This window comes from Tropicibacter alexandrii (assembly GCF_003667315.2).
In the GTDB taxonomy this organism is placed as follows: domain Bacteria; phylum Pseudomonadota; class Alphaproteobacteria; order Rhodobacterales; family Rhodobacteraceae; genus Tropicibacter; species Tropicibacter alexandrii.
Window position 1 is genome coordinate 20,963 of sequence record NZ_RCTZ02000027.1, and the last position, 16,581, is coordinate 37,543.

14 protein-coding genes are annotated in these 16,581 nt (G+C 65.9%); 7 read left to right on the plus strand and 7 right to left on the minus strand.

Annotated elements, in window-relative coordinates; all coding sequences use genetic code 11:
- Positions 1–91: 91 nt before the first annotated feature.
- Both D8Z78_RS21965 and D8Z78_RS21970 read right to left on the minus strand, forming a co-directional pair.
- Positions 92–4,312, minus strand: a complete 4,221-nt coding sequence (locus tag D8Z78_RS21965) for a translocation/assembly module TamB domain-containing protein (RefSeq protein WP_121630456.1) — start codon at positions 4,310–4,312, stop codon at positions 92–94.
- A complete protein-coding gene (locus tag D8Z78_RS21970) occupies positions 4,312–6,108 on the minus strand; it encodes an autotransporter assembly complex protein TamA (RefSeq protein ID WP_121630457.1) in 1,797 nt (598 codons plus the stop codon). The genes D8Z78_RS21965 and D8Z78_RS21970 overlap by 1 nt, the downstream gene beginning before the upstream one ends.
- Positions 6,109–6,223: 115 nt before the next feature.
- Here D8Z78_RS21970 and D8Z78_RS21975 point away from each other — a divergent pair, with 115 nt between their 5' ends.
- Positions 6,224–7,306, plus strand: a complete 1,083-nt coding sequence (locus tag D8Z78_RS21975) for an NAD(P)/FAD-dependent oxidoreductase (RefSeq protein WP_121630458.1) — start codon at positions 6,224–6,226, stop codon at positions 7,304–7,306.
- Here D8Z78_RS21975 and D8Z78_RS21980 read toward each other — a convergent pair.
- Positions 7,303–7,818 carry an acyloxyacyl hydrolase gene (locus tag D8Z78_RS21980; RefSeq protein ID WP_121630459.1) on the minus strand — a complete coding sequence of 172 codons (516 nt, stop codon included), beginning with the start codon at positions 7,816–7,818 and terminating at the stop codon, positions 7,303–7,305. The genes D8Z78_RS21975 and D8Z78_RS21980 overlap by 4 nt on opposite strands.
- 3 nt (positions 7,819–7,821) lie before the next feature.
- Entirely contained in the window at positions 7,822–8,631 is an 810-nt protein-coding gene (locus D8Z78_RS21985; protein WP_121630460.1) for an ABC transporter permease, read from the minus strand.
- A gap of 118 nt (positions 8,632–8,749) precedes the next feature.
- Between D8Z78_RS21985 and D8Z78_RS21990 the strand changes: the two genes are divergently transcribed.
- Positions 8,750–9,346 (plus strand): GcrA family cell cycle regulator, encoded by a 597-nt coding sequence (locus D8Z78_RS21990; RefSeq protein WP_121630461.1) that lies wholly within the window; start codon positions 8,750–8,752, stop codon positions 9,344–9,346.
- 188 nt (positions 9,347–9,534) lie between these two features.
- Here the strand turns inward: D8Z78_RS21990 and D8Z78_RS21995 are convergent, their stop codons facing one another.
- On the minus strand, positions 9,535–10,626 hold the full coding sequence (locus tag D8Z78_RS21995; protein WP_128910891.1) for a Kelch repeat-containing protein: 1,092 nt from the start codon (positions 10,624–10,626) through the stop codon (positions 9,535–9,537).
- A 259-nt stretch (positions 10,627–10,885) separates the two neighbouring features.
- Between D8Z78_RS21995 and rimO the strand changes: the two genes are divergently transcribed.
- The gene (gene rimO / locus D8Z78_RS22000) at positions 10,886–12,244 is read left to right on the plus strand and encodes a 30S ribosomal protein S12 methylthiotransferase RimO (RefSeq protein WP_420824336.1); all 1,359 of its coding nucleotides are present in this window, start codon (positions 10,886–10,888) and stop codon (positions 12,242–12,244) included.
- A gap of 180 nt (positions 12,245–12,424) precedes the next feature.
- Here the strand turns inward: rimO and D8Z78_RS22005 are convergent, their stop codons facing one another.
- Entirely contained in the window at positions 12,425–12,883 is a 459-nt protein-coding gene (locus D8Z78_RS22005; RefSeq protein WP_121630464.1) for a hypothetical protein, read from the minus strand.
- 230 nt (positions 12,884–13,113) lie between these two features.
- Here D8Z78_RS22005 and D8Z78_RS22010 point away from each other — a divergent pair, with 230 nt between their 5' ends.
- Together D8Z78_RS22010 and D8Z78_RS22015 are read left to right on the plus strand one after the other, a co-directional pair.
- Positions 13,114–13,692 carry a thymidine kinase gene (locus tag D8Z78_RS22010; protein WP_121630465.1) on the plus strand — a complete coding sequence of 193 codons (579 nt, stop codon included), beginning with the start codon at positions 13,114–13,116 and terminating at the stop codon, positions 13,690–13,692.
- The gene (locus D8Z78_RS22015) at positions 13,693–14,853 is read left to right on the plus strand and encodes a benzoate/H(+) symporter BenE family transporter (RefSeq protein WP_121630466.1); all 1,161 of its coding nucleotides are present in this window, start codon (positions 13,693–13,695) and stop codon (positions 14,851–14,853) included.
- A 33-nt stretch (positions 14,854–14,886) separates the two neighbouring features.
- Here D8Z78_RS22015 and D8Z78_RS22020 read toward each other — a convergent pair whose 3' ends face one another.
- Complete coding sequence (locus D8Z78_RS22020) at positions 14,887–16,005, minus strand: beta-ketoacyl-ACP synthase III (protein ID WP_121630467.1); 1,119 nt, start codon at positions 16,003–16,005, stop codon at positions 14,887–14,889.
- A 113-nt stretch (positions 16,006–16,118) separates the two neighbouring features.
- Here D8Z78_RS22020 and D8Z78_RS24765 point away from each other — a divergent pair, with 113 nt between their 5' ends.
- Together D8Z78_RS24765 and D8Z78_RS22025 are read left to right on the plus strand one after the other, a co-directional pair.
- Positions 16,119–16,277, plus strand: coding sequence for a hypothetical protein (locus tag D8Z78_RS24765; RefSeq protein WP_164933063.1), 159 nt, complete (start codon positions 16,119–16,121; stop codon positions 16,275–16,277).
- Between the two features lie 48 nt (positions 16,278–16,325).
- On the plus strand, positions 16,326–16,571 hold the full coding sequence (locus D8Z78_RS22025; protein ID WP_121630468.1) for a hypothetical protein: 246 nt from the start codon (positions 16,326–16,328) through the stop codon (positions 16,569–16,571).
- The last annotated feature ends 10 nt before the right edge of the window (positions 16,572–16,581 follow it).

Consider the following 16,581-nt stretch of genomic DNA (forward strand, 5'->3'; position numbering starts at 1 on the left):
GTGGTTTCTTCTGGCCGGAAATACCGCGGGGGGCCGACCCGAAGGGCGGCGGGGGCAGAGCCCCCTCGACGCCGTCAGCCCTGCGCCCGCGTCAGTAATCCCTTTCGAAAAAGATCCCGATCCCGGTATCGCCGTCGCTGCCGACGCGCCCGCGCACGGTCACATTGTCCGTCAGGTCGAGGTTCAGGTTGATCTCGGTATCGCCGCCCGAGGTGACCGTCACGTCCGTATAGACGTTGTCCGAGATATACTTCCCGACACGCGCCTGCGCCTGCCCGTCCGCATCCGTCCCGATATCCAGATCATCGACGCCAAGGCCCGCGCGCAATTCGCCGGTGATGCCCAGACCGCCTTGCCCCGTCAGCGTCCGGATCGCCGCGGCCAGTTGCACGGCCTGCAGCGCCGAGATGCTGGTGACATCCTTGCCGAACAGGAACAGCGACAGCGCCTCTTCCTGCGGCAGCGACGGCGATGACGTCACGGTCAACTCCGGCTCGGAGGCCAGGCCCTCGATCCGCAGGGTGATCGTCGCGTCCTCGACCGTCGTCGACGCCGAGAAGTCGATCACCGGGTCAAAGCTGCCCCGCAGACGCACCGAGCCTTCGGTCAGCGTCAGCCGACGTCCCAGCAGGTCCAGCCGGCCCCGGATCAGGTCGAACTGCCCCTGAGGGATGAGGTCGTCGGTGGTTCCCGTCAGCCGCAGCGATCCTCCCAGTTCCGCATCCAGCCCGCGCCCCCGCACGAAGATGCGGTTCGGCGCGTTCACCACGAGGTCGATGGGATAGCTCGGTGCCGCGCCGCCGGATTGCGCGGGCTGGTCGAGCCCGGCATAGCGCAGGGTCTGCCGCACCGCGGGCGATGCGCCGACATGGGTCAGCCCGTCCAGCGCCGAATACGACGGCCCGATCGTCGGCAGGCGCATTTCGACCGTTTGCACATCCACCGCGCCGCCGATCCGGGCGCCACCCGCAAGCGGTCCCTGCACGGTGACGGTGCCCCCCAGTTGCGCCTCGAAGAGGCTGGCATCGCGCAGGGTCACGTCGATCAGTTGCGCTTCGATCCCGGCAACGAAAGGCGCGCTCAGAGCCACCGGGCCGGTGACGCGCAGTCGTCCGCCGCTGGACGCGTCGCTGGTCAGGGCCAGCGTGGCGCGTCCGCCCGACAGGTCGATTCCGCCGCGAATGTCGTTCAGGGCGATGCCCTGCGCGGGCACCGACAGCCGGGCATTCTCCAGCGTCACACGCCCCGACACGGCGCTCAGCGCGGGCGGACCGTTCACCGACAGGTCGAACCGCGCCACGCCGGTCACCGCTTGCCCGTTCAGATAGGCGTTGGCCAGCGCCAGCGGCGCAGAGCCGTCGAGCGAGAGGTTCAGGCGCGGCCCATCGGCGTTGACCGTGCCGGTCACGCGCGCCGTCAGCCCGCCCGGTCCGGTGCCGCTGGCGTCGATGCGATAGGTCTGGCCGTTCAGTTGCGCGGTGCCGTCGATGGTGGCCGGGCCACTGAAATCGGGCACGATGCGGCCCAGTTGCGGCACCGAGACGCTGTAAGTCAGCCGCCCGGTTCCGCCGCCATAATCCCCCGACACGCGCGCGTCGATGCCGGTTGCGTCCAGCACCACGGACCGGATCTGCAAGTTCCCATCCGCCCCGCGCGCCACATTGGCCGAGAAGCTGGCCGGGCCGGTCAGCAGCGGATCGACCGACGTATTGCCGATCCCGAAGGAGGTGGCAGAGCCCTCGGCCTGCACGTCGAAGCTGCCCGCGTTCAGATCGGCCTGACCGACCGCCTCGACACGGATCGCGCCCGACAGCGGCAGGCCCGCAACCGCGCGCCATGCGGCAAGCCGCCCGACATTGGCGGTGACACGCCCCTGCGCCTGCATGTCCTCCGACACGGTGGCGTTGACAGAGGCGGTGGCGTCGCCGGGCAAGGCGGCCAGCGCCTCGACGGTCCATGTGCCGTCGCTGCGCACAGCCGTGCCGTTGACGCTGCCCGCGCCAGCCAGTTGCGGCGAGACGCGGCCCAGCTCTGGTGCGGTGATATCAAAGCGGATATCGCCCGACTGCGCGTCGAACTGCCCCTGCACCGTGCCGCGCAGGCCGGGGCCATCCAGCCGCAGGGTCCCGACCGCGATCAGCCCGGCGCGGTCGCGCGTGGCGGCGAGGTTGAACTGCGTCGTGCCCTCCAGCAGCGCCTCGGCCTGCGGCACGCCAAAACGCGGGTCGGTGGTCTGCCCCGAGGCGGTCACGTCAAAGCTGCCAAGGGTCAGGTCGGCGGTGCCCTGCGCCGCGACCTGCGCGGACCCGGCAAGGTCGCGGCCCGCCAGTTGCGCATAGGTTTCCAGACGTCCAATGGCGGCGCGGGCGGTGCCCGACAGGGTCAGCCGCTCGCCTGTGCCGATCACGCCCGAGACGCGCGCAGTGGTCTGGCCGGGCAGGCTGGCATCGGCGTCGATGCGCCAGTTGGTGTCGGCTTGGGTGAACTCCGCCTCGATCCGGGCGGGGCCTTGCACGCCATCCAAGGCGCGGCCCAGATCGGTGACGGCGATGGTAACCTGACCGGTGGCGGCGGCGGTTTTCAGATCGACCTGCGCGGTGATCTCGGCATGGTCGGTGCGGATGTCGACGGGGTCGACGCGCAGGCCTGCCTCGTCCCGGGTGACGTCGATGGACAGCCGCCCCGCGCCCGCCAGCAGCGGGTCGAGATGGGCGATGCCGGTGCCGATATCGTCGGTCGTGCCGCGCAGGGCGAGGTCAACGAGCCCGGTCAGCGGCGCAACGCGCCCGGTGACGGCCAGCTCGGCCACGCCGGACAGGTCCAGCCCGGCCAGCGCACCAAAGCGCGACAGGTCGCGCGCGGCCAGCGTGACATCGGGCAGGATGGCCAGTGCCTCGGGGTCGGTCAGGCCATTGACGGTGATGTCACCGGTCAGGCCGTAATCGCTGCCCGACAGGTCCAGTCCGCTCAGCACCAAGGGCGCGCCCTGCGTCCACTCGAAGCCAAACCGGCCCTGCACGTCGCGCCCGACGGCCTGATCCAACGCGTCGGTCGGGAAGTCCATCCCGCGCCCGTCCAGCGCGAGGTCGCCGGTCACCTGTCCGCTGTCGCGGTCGATCCGTCCGGTCCCGTCAAAGCCCAGCGTCTCGGCGGCAAAGCCGTCGCGGGCAACATCCGAGGCGCGGCCCACGATCTGCCACGTATCGCCCTGACTGGCGTCGAATTGCGCGCGCAGGTTCACCCCGGCGACGGTAAGCGCCGGGCCGGGCAGCGGCAATTGCACGGTTTCGCCCGAGACCGGCGTGATGTCGCCTTGCAGGTCCAGCATCTCGGGCCAGCCATCGGCGGCGATGCGGGCCGTGCCCTCCAGCGTCAGGGCGGCGGCGCTGAGCGACAGCCGATCCAGCGCCAGCGCGCCGGAGGCCGCGCGCGATCCGGCCGCCTGAAGGGCGATCTGATCGCCAAGGAAATCGCGGTAGCGCGGGGCAAAGACCGGCGCGACGTCGCCGCTGACATCCAGCGCAAAGCTGTTGCCATCGTCGTCGCTGGTCAGGGTGACGGTGCCTTGCAGCCGGTCCTGCCCGTCTGTGGACAGGTCCACCGTGGCGGTGAAATCCGACAGCGGGTCGTCGCCCTGCGCCTGCAACCGGACCGAGGGCCTGCCGGGCAGGTCCAGCAGCGTCGCGGCGATGCCGTCTTCGGGTTCGTCCAGCAGCAGGTCCAGCCGCAACTGGCGCGAGGCATTGTCGAACGCGGCGTCCAGCGTGATTTCCCCGCCCCGGTCGAGGCGTTGGATATCGAGCGCGGCATTGCCCTCGCCCCCGGACAGCGCGGCATTGCCGGTCAGCGACAGCGCCACCTCCAGACCAAAGACCGGCGCGCCGATCTCGGCCCGGTCGATGCGCAGCTCGGCGAGATTGACCGAGACGGGCAGCTCCGGCAGGGAAAACGTGCCGCTGGCCTCTGGCGCGGGCATCTCGCCCTCGGCGGGCAGGGGCAGACGGGGCAGCGACAGGCGTGCGGCGCTGATCTCGTCGATCTCGATCCGGCCCGCCAGCAGCGCGGCGCGGTTCCATTGCAGGGCCACATCGTCGATGGTCAGCCAGACGCCGTCGGGGTCGGTGACGGTGATGCGGTCGATGGTGGCGCGCGAACTGAGCGCGCCCTGAAAGCCCTGAAGCTGGACGCTGCGGCCCTCGGCGGACAGCGCGTCCTCCAGCAGGCCCTGAATATAGCCCCGGTCCGAGTCCTGCGTCTGGGCGAACAGCGACAGCGGCGTGAGCAGGCAGAGAAGAACGGCAAGCAGACGCATCAGAACGCCTGCCCGATGCCGATGTAAAGCTGCACGCCATCGCCGGTATCGCCGCCGACCGGTCCGGCCACATCGAAGCGGATCGGGCCGACCGGGGTCTTGTAGCGCAGGCCAAGGCCCGCGCCCGCATGCCAGTCGGACCCGCCGCCAAAGCTTTCGCTGCCCACGACACCGTAATCGGCAAAGGCCACGACGCCGATAGTGTCGGTCACACCGATCCGCGCCTCTGCCGAAAGGACGGCCAGCGAACGGCCCCCAAGGCTGACCCCGCCGTAATCGGCGTCAAGGGACTGGTAGGGCTGGCCGCGCACGGTGCCGCCGCCGCCGGAATAGAACAGCATGTCCGGCGGCGCGTTGACCGCGTCGGTGCCGCCATAGCTGCCCAGTTGCAGCCGCCCGGCCAGAACCGCGCGGTCCCCCACGGCGCGATAGGCACGCCCGTCCAGCGCAAAGCGCGCACCGTATTCGCCGCGTGTCTGGTTGTAGAAGGGTTCGAGCTCGGCCATCAGGTAATAGCCGTCCCTGGCGTCCAGCGGATCGTCGCGGGTGTCCCATGTCAGCGCGGCGGGCAGGCTGAACAGCAGCATCTCGCGCGTCTGGTTGGGGGCGTTGGTAAAGCGGTCGGTGATCTCGGCATAGCTGATCGCGACACCCAGATCGCCAGTCAGGGTCGGCGAGAACTCACGCGAGACACCCAGCGTCAGCTCGGCCCGGTCGGTCAGAAAGTCCGGCTCGTCGGCGCGCGACAGGCCTGCCTCGGCGTAGAACATGGTATCTGCGCCATAGACCGCGGGTTTTTCGATCCGCACCGACAGGGAATAGTCGATGCCTTGCCCGGCGCCGCCGATCTGGGCGATCTCGCCGTCGATGCGCAGCCGTTCCGCCCCGCCAAAGAAATTGCGGTGCAGCCAGTAGCCCGACAGGGTCAGACCGTCGAGCGAGGACAGCTCGATCCCGCCGCCGATCCGGCGCGGCTTGCGGTCGACCACGGCGATGTCCATGTCGAGCGTGCCATCGGCGCGCGGCGTCTCGCCCTCGGTGATCTGGACCGAGGCAAAGGTGCCGGTGCGGCGCAGCCGGTTGGCGGCGGTCTCGACCTCGGAGGGCATGAAGACCTCGCCGCGCGGCAATCCGGCGATCTGGCGGATGCGGGCCTCGCGCACGGCGCTTTCACCGCTGACGGTGACCTCGCCAAAGCGCAGGCGCGGGCCGGGGTCGATGGCGACATCCACGTCAAGTTGCGCCGCCTCGTGGCGGGCTGTGATCGACTGGTCGGCGATGCGGGCCTTGGCATGTCCGGTGTCGCGCCAATCGGCAACCGCCCCCTGCGCCGCGTCGCGCACCACGGTGGCCAAGGCAGGCTCGCCGGGGGCGAGCGCCGGTTGCGGCTTGGCCAGCGGCGCGATCCGGGCGGTGCCGAAGGTGAAGCGCGGACCGGGATTGACGATGACCTGCGCGCGCTGAAAGGCGTCGGGCACGCCGAACGGGTCGATCTCGGCGGCTTCGCGCCCGTCCAGCAAGATGCTGATCCGGCCGGAGTAATAGCCGTTGGCATAAAGCGCTTCGAGCAGGGTGGTGTAATCGCTCTGCGCGGCGGCGATCACGTCACGGGCCGTGGTATCCTCGCCCTCGGTCAGGTTGGACAGGGTTGACGCTGCGATCAACGTGTCCTGCAACGGGTCATCGTTGCCGATCGACAGGTCCAGCTTGAAGGTCTCCAGCGCGTCGGCTGCCGGGACAAGGAAGATCGAGGCCAGCGCCGCGCCAGCCCCCAGAATACACCGCTTGACGGACATTTTACCCCCGCTCTTTCACTCGAGTCTAGGGCAAGGGGTGCCCCGCTTCCATGGCGAACTTGAGCTTCGGGCGCGTTTCTGCTGAACCTTTCGTGAGGCAAAACAGGGGGAGCACATGCAGACGGCAGACATTCTGATCATCGGTGGCGGCATGGCGGGGATCAGCGCCGGGGCGATGATGGCGGCAGAGGCAAAGGTGCATGTGTTGGAGGCAGAGCCGATGACCGGCTACCATTCCACTGGGCGCTCGGCGGCGATCTTCATCCGCAATTACGGCAACGCAACCTTGCGGGCGCTGAACGCCCTGTCGGTCGATTTCTTCGAGACGCCAGAGGGCGTGTCGGACAGGTCCCTGTTGACCCCGCGTGGCGAGTTGCTGCTGGCGCGCGAGGACGAGTTGGACGTGCTGCGCGACTATGCCGACGGGGCCGAGGGGCTGGAGCATCTGACGCCATCCGAGGCAGCGGACCTCGTGCCGATCCTGCGGGACGGTGTGTTCGCGGCGGCGATCCTTGAGCGCGACGCGCAGGATATCGACGTGGACCGGATGTTGCAGGGCTATACGCGCCTCTTGAAGGCGCGCGGCGGTGTCGTGACCTGCGGTGCCCGGGTCGAAACCATGCGGCGCGCGGGCGGCGTTTGGGTGGTCGAAACCCCCGCCGGTGCCTTTCAGGCGCCGGTGGTGGTCAACGCGGCGGGGGCTTGGGCCGGGGCAGTGGCCGCGCTTGCCGGGGCGCAGGCGATCCCGGTGACGCCGTGCAGGCGATCGGCGGCGCTGCTGCCTGCACCTGCCGAGGGGGTCATGGACTGGCCGTTGTTCGGATCGGTCTCCGAGACATGGTACGCGAAACCCGATGCCGGGCGGCTGATGGTCAGCCCCGCCGATGCCGACCCGGTGGAACCGCACGACGCATGGCCCGACGACATGGTCCTGGCCGAGGGGCTGGACCGCTACGAACGCTCGGTCACTTTGCCGGTGACACGGGTGGAGCGGTCATGGGCGGGGTTGCGCAGCTTTGCCCCGGACAAGACGCCGGTGGTCGGTTTCGACCGGCAGGCCGAGGGGCTTCTCTGGCTGGCGGGGCAGGGCGGCTATGGCATCCAGACCGCCCCCGCGCTGGCGCAGATCGCCTGCGCGCTGGTCACGGGGCAAGAGGCCGGAGAGGTGGCGCAGGCGCTCAGCCCGACGCGGTTCTAATCCGCCGGAAAGCCGACCTTGATCTGGACGGTTTCCTTGCCCGGATTGTCCTCGAAGATCCCGCCGTTGGAGCGGTGGTCATAGGCCAGCCCCAGCCGCCAGCCCGCCCACGGCTCGATGCCGATCTCCAGACCCGAGCGGAATTCGAGCCAGCCGCCCATGTCGAAACCGCCATTGTCCAGATAGAGCCCCGGCATCAGGTGCAACTCGGCATAGAAAGGCCCCCAGCCACGGGTATAGGTCACGCCGTAGCCGGTCCACAGCTCGCCATCCTCGCCCACGGACAGGCCCATGGCCTGCCCGAACGGGCCAAGATTGCTGCCGAAATCGTAGCGTGTGTAGCTTTCCATCGCCGGGTCGGCGCGGCGGTGGATGACCTCCCCCGCCGAGATATTGACCCGCGCCTGAGCGTCGCTGCGCCCCCAGCAGCCGTCTGCCGTGCCGCAATGCTCCGCGCTCATGTCGGACCACCCCAGCAGGACCAGCAGAACGGCAAAGGTTCCGTCGGCCATGGATCAGGACTTCAACCGGTAGCCGGTGCGGAACATCCACCACGCCACCGCGCAGACGGCCAGCGTTGCCGCCAGCGCAAAGCCAAAGCCGAACAGCGGCGCGCTGTCCGACACGCCCAACATGCCATATCGCACTCCGTCGATCAGGTAGAAGACCGGGTTGACATGGGTGACTTGGTACAGGCCCGGCGGCAGCGCCTCGACCGAGTAGAAGGTGCCCGACAGGAAGGCCAGAGGCGTGATGATGAAATTGGTGATCGCCGCCATCTGGTCGAACTTGTTGGCAAAAACGCCCGCGATGATCCCCAGCGCCGACAGGAACGCCGCGCCGAGGATGACGAAGGCGAGCATGGTGAGCGGGTGCGCGGGGAACAGCCCCATCGTCACCCAGACCGCCAGCGTGATGGCACAGGCCACGACCAGCCCGCGTGCCACGCCGCCCGCCAGATAACCCACCAGCAGTTCTCCGCCGGACAGCGGGGGCATCAGCGTGTCGACGATGTTGCCCTGCACCTTGGAAATCACGATGGACGAGGATGTATTGGCGAATGCGTTCTGGATCACCGTCATCATCAGGATGCCGGGTGCGATGAAATGCGCGAACGGCACCCCCATCACGTCGCCCCGTCGCGGCCCGATCGCGATGGTGAAGATCACCATGAACAGCCCCGCGGTCACCAGTGGCGCCAGCAGGGTTTGTGTCCAGACATTGGCGAACCGCAGGATCTCGCGTTTGGCGAGGGTTTGTACGCCCAGCCAGTTCACCCGTCCAAAGCGGCGGGTTCCGGGGGCAAAGCTTTCGGTCTGCGACATGGGGCCTCCTGATCTTGCGCGACCTTGTAACTTGATCGGTAATGATTAGAATAGGGTGCAAGTCAGATAAAACAGGCGGCCGCGCAACCCGAGGCCGCTTTTTTCCGTGGAGGGACCCATGTCCTGGACCGATGAACGCGTGGAACTGCTGAAGAAGATGTGGGGCGAGGGGCAGTCCGCCAGCCAGATCGCCAAGGAACTGGGCGGCGTGACGCGCAATGCGGTCATCGGCAAGGTGCATCGTCTGGGCCTGTCCAACCGTGCAGGTGCCGCGCCTGCGCCGGAGGCGAAGCCTGCCCCCGCCGCCGCGCCGAAGCCCAAGGCCGAGCCCAAGCCGAAGCCCGCCACAGCCGAGCGTCCCGCGCCCAAGCCCGAGCCCGTGCCGGAACCCAAGCCGGAACCTGTGACCAACAACGTCACGCCCTTGCCCGCGCGCAAGCAGATCATCCCGGCGGGCCAGCCCCTGCCGCCGCAGCCCTCGACCAACGAAATCTCGCCCGAGGCGCTGGCCAAGGTCTCCGAGGTGGAAAAGAAGGCGAAGAAGCTGACCCTGATGGAGCTGACCGAGCGGACCTGCAAATGGCCCGTGGGCGACCCAGCGACCGAGGATTTCTGGTTCTGCGGTCTGCCGACCCAGCAGGGCAAACCCTATTGCGAGGCGCATGTGGGCGTTGCCTTCCAACCCATGAGCTCGCGCCGCGACCGCCGTCGGTAACGGTGCGTTTCAGCAATTCCGGGGCCTCCGCAGTGCGGGGGCCTTTGTTGTTTTGGCAGTGTTTCGTAGTCCCGAATAGCGCCTGTTGTGCAGCTGTGGATGGAACGGCGGGTGTGCGGACGAAGCTGTCCTTGCCTCAAGGTTATCCGAAGTCGGTTTCAGCCAAGAACTCTAAACAGAAGCCTCGGCTACAGATGCATTGATTTGTACGGCACACCTTCAAGAGCGCGATAGGTTTCCAGACCGTGACGTTCCAGCGCCTTCAACAGATCCGAACTGAGTTGCCCCTCTACGGTTACGACAATCTGGTGCATGTCTTCCTCGATCCGGACGATCACGTCGTCCACGAGGATTCTGTGCGAGCGAAGCCCCTTGCTGTCCGGATCAGGTTCAGTCGGGCGATGTGGAATGGGCGGGGCGAACCGAGCATCGAACAACTCAGCGTCGACAATGTGCCCCCGTTCTTCAAACTTGGCTTGATAGCGCGTCGCCAACTTGCTTTCGCGCGTTGAGCGGCTTGAACGAACGACTTGCTCTATGCCCCACAGATCGTTGTACCCTTCGTCTTCACGAACCAGAAGCCACCTCTGAAATGGCTTGGTTTCCAAGGCAGACCATGAGTTCGACACCAGATCGAATTCCCATGTTGTAAGGTTCTCGACGGCTCTCTCAGTGGGCTGATGTGCTACCTGTCCTCCCGAGCAGAGGATCTTCTTGCCTTGAGGGTCCAGCTCAGGTTGGTGTCCGTATAGCCATGGTGGCGCTTCGCCCTGAGTCACCACGCGATGCATGGAAAAATCGGAAAGCCATAGGCGGAAAACAAGTGTTTCGCGGGGGTCACGATCGCCAGGATGTCGCAGTCCGCCAATGATGAGTATCTCATCTTCCAGCAACGTGGCGCTATGGAAGTCCGTTGGAGGGAATATGTCGGTCGGGTAGCCAAGTATTGCAATAGAGCCATCAGGCCCGACGACAACTACATCGTTGTATATGTAGAAGTCCGGGTCATAGTGATCTTCGTGTTCCCCTCCGATGTAAACGACTGTTCCATCGGGGAGTTTCGTTTCAGATCGCCCGAAGCGACTAAAACTCCAACCCGGTGATCTTTTTTCGCCGGATCCCGCTGCTTTGTGAGCCGCGTGTGGCCAAGCTTGTGTCTGAATAAGCCAAGACCATACAGCGTTTGTTTGGTTTTCAGGGTTTGCATTGCCTCTTGTGGGCAATTGCCAGTGACCAAACTGGGCCACCACCTCAGGGGGCGCTTGAAGCTTCTTTGTCATGAATTTGATCGGCTGATCCGATCGCAAGTTGCAATGAACAAGTCATATATACGCGACTCCGTCGCGAAGCCAATCAACTACCCAAAGCGATGCGGACATTCATGCTATGCGCAGCATTCGTCAAAAGGGCTTCAAGCAGGCGATCTCTGTGTCCGTCATTTGGCGTCGTGATGCCTAAATCTTCGATCTGTCGCTGTCGGGGTCGGTATCGCGCGAACGGCTCTTCCCGCGCATCGTGTGAGGCGATATACGCGCGGGCATGCAGAATCCTCCTGATCTTCGCCCCGACCTGTCCCGCGCCCGCATTCAGGACTCCCGCCGTGAGGGCCAGCCGACCATTGGCATGGTCTCGCTTGGCTGCCCCAAGGCGCTGGTGGACAGCGAGCGCATCCTGACGCGCCTGCGGGCCGAAGGGTACGGCATCAGCGCCGACTATGCCGGGGCCGATGCGGTGATCGTGAACACCTGCGGGTTTCTGGACTCGGCCAAGGCGGAAAGCCTCGAGGCCATCGGTGAGGCGCTGGCCGAGAATGGCAAGGTGATCGTCACCGGCTGTCTGGGGGCCGAGCCGGACTATATCACCGGCGTTCACCCAAAGGTTTTGGCCGTCACCGGTCCGCATCAATACGAAGAGGTGCTCGATGCGGTGCATGGCGCGGTGCCGCCTGCGCCCGATCCGTTTATCGACTTGCTGCCCGCCAGCGGTGTCAGCCTGACGCCCCGCCATTACAGCTATCTCAAGATCGCCGAGGGCTGTAACCACAAGTGCAAGTTCTGCATCATCCCCGACATGCGCGGACGTCTTGTCAGCCGCCCGGCCAAGGCCGTGCTGCGCGAGGCGGAAAAGCTGGTGGAAGCCGGGGTGAAGGAACTGCTGGTCATCTCTCAGGACACCTCTGCCTATGGCACCGACTGGAAGGACCGCGAGACGAAATTCCCCTTCCTCGATCTGGCGAAGGATCTGGGGAGCCTCGGCGCTTGGGTGCGGCTGCATTACGTCTACCCCTATCCGCATGTGCGCGAGGTCGTGCCGCTGATGGCCGAGGGCAAGATCCTGCCTTACCTGGACATTCCCTTTCAGCACGCCCACCCCGATACCTTGAGGCGCATGGCGCGCCCCGCTGCCGCCGAGCGCACCTTGGATGAGATCGCCGCGTGGCGCGGGATTTGCCCGGACATCACCCTGCGTTCGACCTTCATCGTCGGCTATCCCGGCGAGACCGAGGATGAATTCCAGACCCTGCTCGACTGGATGGACGAGGCGCAACTGGATCGCGTCGGCTGTTTTCAGTACGAAAACGTCGCCGGGGCGCGGTCGAACGATCTGCCGGATCACGTACCGGAAGAGGTCAAGCAAGAGCGTTGGGACCGCTTCATGGAAAAGGCGCAGGCCATTTCCGAAGCCAAGCTGGCGGCCAAGGTCGGGCAAGTCATGGACGTGATCGTCGATGACGTGGACGAGGACGGCATTGCCACCTGCCGGACCAAGGCCGACGCGCCCGAGATCGACGGCAACCTGTTCATCGACGAGGACGCAGGCGACCTGCAACCGGGCCAGATCGTGCGCGTCGAGGTGGACGAGGCGGGCGAATACGACCTGTGGGGCCGGTTGGCCTGAGGTGGAGGTCCCGGATCTCACGCCCGGGACGGGTGTCACACCATGCCGGGGTCGGGGTCGTTGGTGATCGCTCGCTGCGGGCCTGCAAAGACCGTTTGGCAGCCCATGCCGCAGCCCCCGAAACTGCCCTAGTGCGAAGCGGTCGTCAAGGACGTTGCCCCGGCAGGGCCGTCACGCAGGTCAGTGGCTGCCCTCTTCGAGATGCAGCTTGATGTCGATCAGCACCTTCTGGATGGCCAGTGTTTCGTTCAGCAGGCGCTTGGCCTCGTTGGCGGAAATCACACCATCCTCGATCGATTGGTGATACTCGGCCATCAGCATCGCAAATCGCTGTGACAGCACGATCACGTCGGAATTGACGCCACCTTCGGACCGGGAGTTGCGGCGGTCGTTGTCGAATTGCAGCGTGATGCCCTTCAGTTCGGCCAGCGCAGCGGTGACGTGCGGGTAGCTGGCCGCCTCTTCGAGCGCGGCGACGGCATCGACAGGCATGTAGCGGTCGGCATGTTCGGGATAGTCCGAGTAGTAGCGACCCAGCGTGGCCTTGCTCTTTCCGGTCAGCTTGCAGGCGGCTTCGATGCCCACATCCTTGACCAGCGCCTCGGTGTGCTTCTTCAGGTAACGTCCCACTTTCGACATGTCATTCCTCTTACGCCCCCGGCAGGCAAGCCGCGGGGGGAACCCCAAACCATTCTTCCCATTACAGGATGGGGTCGCACGATGTCATATGAAAACCGTAGCGCGCCGGTTTGCGCGCCGGTGTCAGTTGCCATTTTGCGGCGCAAGACGACAGGCCACGGGGCGGGAGACCCCCTCTGCCCGGTCCGTGGCCTCTTGCGCCCGCCAGAGGCGTGGGGCAAACCGCCCCTATGGCCAAGCTGCATTTCCATTACTCGACCATGAACGCCGGCAAGTCGACCTTGCTGCTGCAAGCCGCGCATAACTACAACGAACGCGGCATGCAGACCTATCTGCTGATCGCGTCCTTCGATGACCGCGCGGGCATAGGCCGCATCGGGTCGCGGATCGGCCTTGCGCGCGAGGCGGATGTGTTTGGCCCCTCCGAGGACCTGTTCCAGAAGATCGCGACGCGGCTGTCCAAGGGGCGTGTGGCCTGCATTTTCCTCGACGAGGCGCAGTTTCTGACCCGCGATCAGGTCTGGCAATTGGCGCGCGTGGTCGATGATTTGAAGGTGCCGATCATGGCCTACGGCCTGCGCGTCGATTTCCGGGGCGAGCTGTTCCCCGGCTCGGCGGCGCTGCTGGCGCTGGCCGACGAAATGCGCGAGGTGCGTACCATCTGCCATTGCGGCAAGAAGGCGACGATGGTCGTGCGCAAGGATGCCGAGGGGCGGGTGTTGACCGAGGGTGACCAGATTCAGGTCGGCGGGAACGAGACCTATGTCAGCCTGTGTCGCCGCCACTGGCGAGAAGCGGTGGGCCAGTAGATGGGTGGCATTCAGGCGCTGGCGACAGGCATCGTCGTCGCAATCGTTGGGTTCTTTTCCTCTTTCCCGATCTTTCTGGCGGGGGCCGAGGCCATGGGGGCAAATGCGGCGCAGGCCTCATCGGCTCTGATGGCCGGGGCCGTGGCGATGGGTGTCGCTGGGATCGCGCTGGCGCTGTGGCACAAGGTGCCCGCGTCTTGCGCGTGGTCCACGCCCGGTGCGGCGCTGCTGGCGGTGTCCACCCCCGCGCCCGAGGGGCTTTCCGGGGCGGTCGGCGCCTTCGTGATCGCCGGGGCATTAACGGTGGTGGCGGGTTTCTGGAAGCCGCTGGTGCGGCTGGCGCAGGCGGTGCCCGGTCCGATCACCCAAGGGATGCTGGCGGGCGTTCTGCTGCCGATCTGTTTCGCACCGATCCGCGCACTGGCGGAGGCGCCGCTGGTCGCCGGGCCGATCCTGCTGGCTTGGTTCGCGGTCAGCCGGGTGTCGCGCCTGTTCGCGGTGCCGGCGGCGGTGGTCGTGACCCTGGGGCTGGTGATCTGGCACAACGGGGCGTTGCCCTTGCCGGAACAGGCGTTGAGCGTCCCGGTCTGGGTCACGCCGACCTTTTCCCTGCAAGCGCTGATCGGCCTCGCGATCCCGCTGTTCATCGTGACCATGGCCACGCAGAACATACCCGGTGTGGCGGTGCTGAAAGCGAACGGCTTCACGCCGCCGCCTGGGCCGATGTTTGCAAGCGTCGGTGCGCTCAGCATCCTGTCCGCGCCGTTCGGGGCGATCCAGACGAACCTTGCCGCGATCACGGCGGCCATGTGCTCGGACGAGCACGCGCACCCGGACAAGGCACAACGCTACTGGGCTGCCGTTTGGGCCGGGCTGTTCTACTGCCTGTTCGGTGTGTTTGCGGCGTTGGTGACGTTTGTCGCTGCTGCCGCGCCGCCCTTGGCGATGGCGAGCCTTGCCGGGGTGGCGCTGTTCAACGTGTTCATCGGATCAGCGACGGGCGCCCTGAAGGACGATGGCACCCGCGAAGCCGCCGCGCTGACCTTTGTCATCACCGCCTCGGGCCTGACCCTGTTCGGGATCGGCGGCGCGGTCTGGGGATTGCTCGTGGGCTGTGCTGTCTATGCGCTGGGCCATTTGAAGCAGGGAAACATCAAGTAGGATGGGTGATCACCCATCCTACCTCAGGCTGTCTCAGGCCCGCTCGACCAAGACGGACCCGACCGAATAGCCCGCGCCAAAGGAACAAATGACGCCCCGGTCCCCCGGCTCCAAATCGCCCGAATACTTGGAAAACGCGATGATGGACCCGGCCGAAGACGTGTTGGCATAATCCTGCAGGATGTTGGGCTGCTCGCCGTCCTCGGGCACACGGCCCAGCACTTTCTTCCCGATGAAATCGTTCATCGTCCTGTTCGCTTGATGCAGCCAGAGCCGCTTCAGGTCCCCCGCCCGCCAGCCCTCATCCCCCATATGGCCAAGGATATGCGCCGAGACCATCGGCAGCACTTCCTTGAAGACCTTGCGCCCGTTCTGCATGAACTGCATATCGCGGCGGTCCTCCATCTGGTCATGGGTGCGGCGGAGAAAGCCGTTATTGTTGCGGATGTTGTTGGAAAACTGCGTGGCGCAACGGGTCGAGATCACGTCGAAGCGCGCGCCCTTGGCGTCCGCGGCGCGTTCCAGCACCACCGCGGTGCAGACATCGCCAAAGATGAAGTGGCAGTCCCGATCGCGCCATTCCAGATGGCCCGAGGTGATTTCGGGGCAGACCACGATGGCCTTGCGGATCGACCCGCTGCGGATCATGTCCGCCGCCGCCTGAATGCCGAAGGTGGCCGACGAGCAGGCGACGTTCATGTCGAAGGCAAAGCCGCCCGCACCCAGCAGGTTCTGGATCTCGATGGCCACGGCGGGGTAGGCGCGTTCCATGTTCGACGCGGCGCAGATCACCAGATCGATCGCGGACGCATCGACCCCGGCCATCGCCAGCGCCTTGCCGCACGCGTCCATCGCGATTTCGGCCATGTAGCCGGGCGCGTCATCCGGCCTGCCGGGCAGGCGCGGATACATGCGCGTCGGGTCGAGAACGCCGTCCTTGTCCAGCACGTAGCGTTGCTCGATTCCCGAAGCGTTCAGGATGAACTCGCTGCTGGAGTGTCCCATCGCCTCGACCTCGCCCGCGGCGATCCGCTCGGCGTTCTCGGCGTTCCAGAGGTCGGCATAGGCGTTGAAGGCCACGACCAACTCATCGTTGGTGATGACCTGCTCGGGTGTAAAGACACCATGTCCGGTGATGGCGGGCTGCGTCATGATCGGTCCTCCTTCACGCCGGGTTACGCAAGGGCGCACGAAATTCAAGGCGTGGCGTTACGGAACCTTTACACGAATCTGGGCTTATAGACAGAAGCTAACCGGGGAATATCATGTTGTTGCGCTTGCCGAAACTGATCCACCTGCCGCGTGCCGAGGACCTGTTGAACAGCCTCCTGCCGGCTTGGCCCGTGATGCGCACGGCGCAGGATCAGGACCCTTGGAACCCGGAAACCCACGAGGATCGTCGGCTGACCACCCCCGAAGACTAGGGGAACGTGGCGGCGGCCCATGCGTTTACCTCTCAGGAGGTAGACATCATGGACCGTCTCAGTTGGTATATCGCGATGATGAGCGCAACCGGTATCGCCGGGGCTGCACTCATCGTCTTCTTCACACTCGATTGGTACACGTGGCAGGCGATCGTCACTGCGGTGGTGATCGGGGCAATCGCAGGTTGGCCAAGCGCCAAGCTGATCTCGCAATACATCAAGCGCAACGATCCGCTGTTCAACCCGCCCAAGCGGGATGGCGTCTTGCCCGATCCGTCCGCACCCGAGGTGTGACCAAGCGGCC

Bases quoted from the DNA above. Each gene is read 5' to 3' on its own strand.
- D8Z78_RS21965 (WP_121630456.1), bottom strand. From the start codon at position 4,312: ATGCGTCTGCTTGCCGTTCTTCTCTGCCTGCTCACGCCGCTGTCGCTG.
- D8Z78_RS22010 (WP_121630465.1), top strand. From the start codon at position 13,114: ATGGCCAAGCTGCATTTCCATTACTCGACCATGAACGCCGGCAAGTCG.
- D8Z78_RS21995 (WP_128910891.1), bottom strand. From the start codon at position 10,626: ATGACAAAGAAGCTTCAAGCGCCCCCTGAGGTGGTGGCCCAGTTTGGT.
- D8Z78_RS22015 (WP_121630466.1), top strand. From the start codon at position 13,693: ATGGGTGGCATTCAGGCGCTGGCGACAGGCATCGTCGTCGCAATCGTT.
- D8Z78_RS21975 (WP_121630458.1), top strand. From the start codon at position 6,224: ATGCAGACGGCAGACATTCTGATCATCGGTGGCGGCATGGCGGGGATC.
- rimO (WP_420824336.1), top strand. From the start codon at position 10,886: ATGCAGAATCCTCCTGATCTTCGCCCCGACCTGTCCCGCGCCCGCATT.
- D8Z78_RS21980 (WP_121630459.1), bottom strand. From the start codon at position 7,818: ATGGCCGACGGAACCTTTGCCGTTCTGCTGGTCCTGCTGGGGTGGTCC.
- D8Z78_RS22020 (WP_121630467.1), bottom strand. From the start codon at position 16,005: ATGACGCAGCCCGCCATCACCGGACATGGTGTCTTTACACCCGAGCAG.
- D8Z78_RS24765 (WP_164933063.1), top strand. From the start codon at position 16,119: ATGTTGTTGCGCTTGCCGAAACTGATCCACCTGCCGCGTGCCGAGGAC.
- D8Z78_RS21970 (WP_121630457.1), bottom strand. From the start codon at position 6,108: ATGTCCGTCAAGCGGTGTATTCTGGGGGCTGGCGCGGCGCTGGCCTCG.
- D8Z78_RS22025 (WP_121630468.1), top strand. From the start codon at position 16,326: ATGGACCGTCTCAGTTGGTATATCGCGATGATGAGCGCAACCGGTATC.
- D8Z78_RS21990 (WP_121630461.1), top strand. From the start codon at position 8,750: ATGTCCTGGACCGATGAACGCGTGGAACTGCTGAAGAAGATGTGGGGC.
- D8Z78_RS22005 (WP_121630464.1), bottom strand. From the start codon at position 12,883: ATGTCGAAAGTGGGACGTTACCTGAAGAAGCACACCGAGGCGCTGGTC.
- D8Z78_RS21985 (WP_121630460.1), bottom strand. From the start codon at position 8,631: ATGTCGCAGACCGAAAGCTTTGCCCCCGGAACCCGCCGCTTTGGACGG.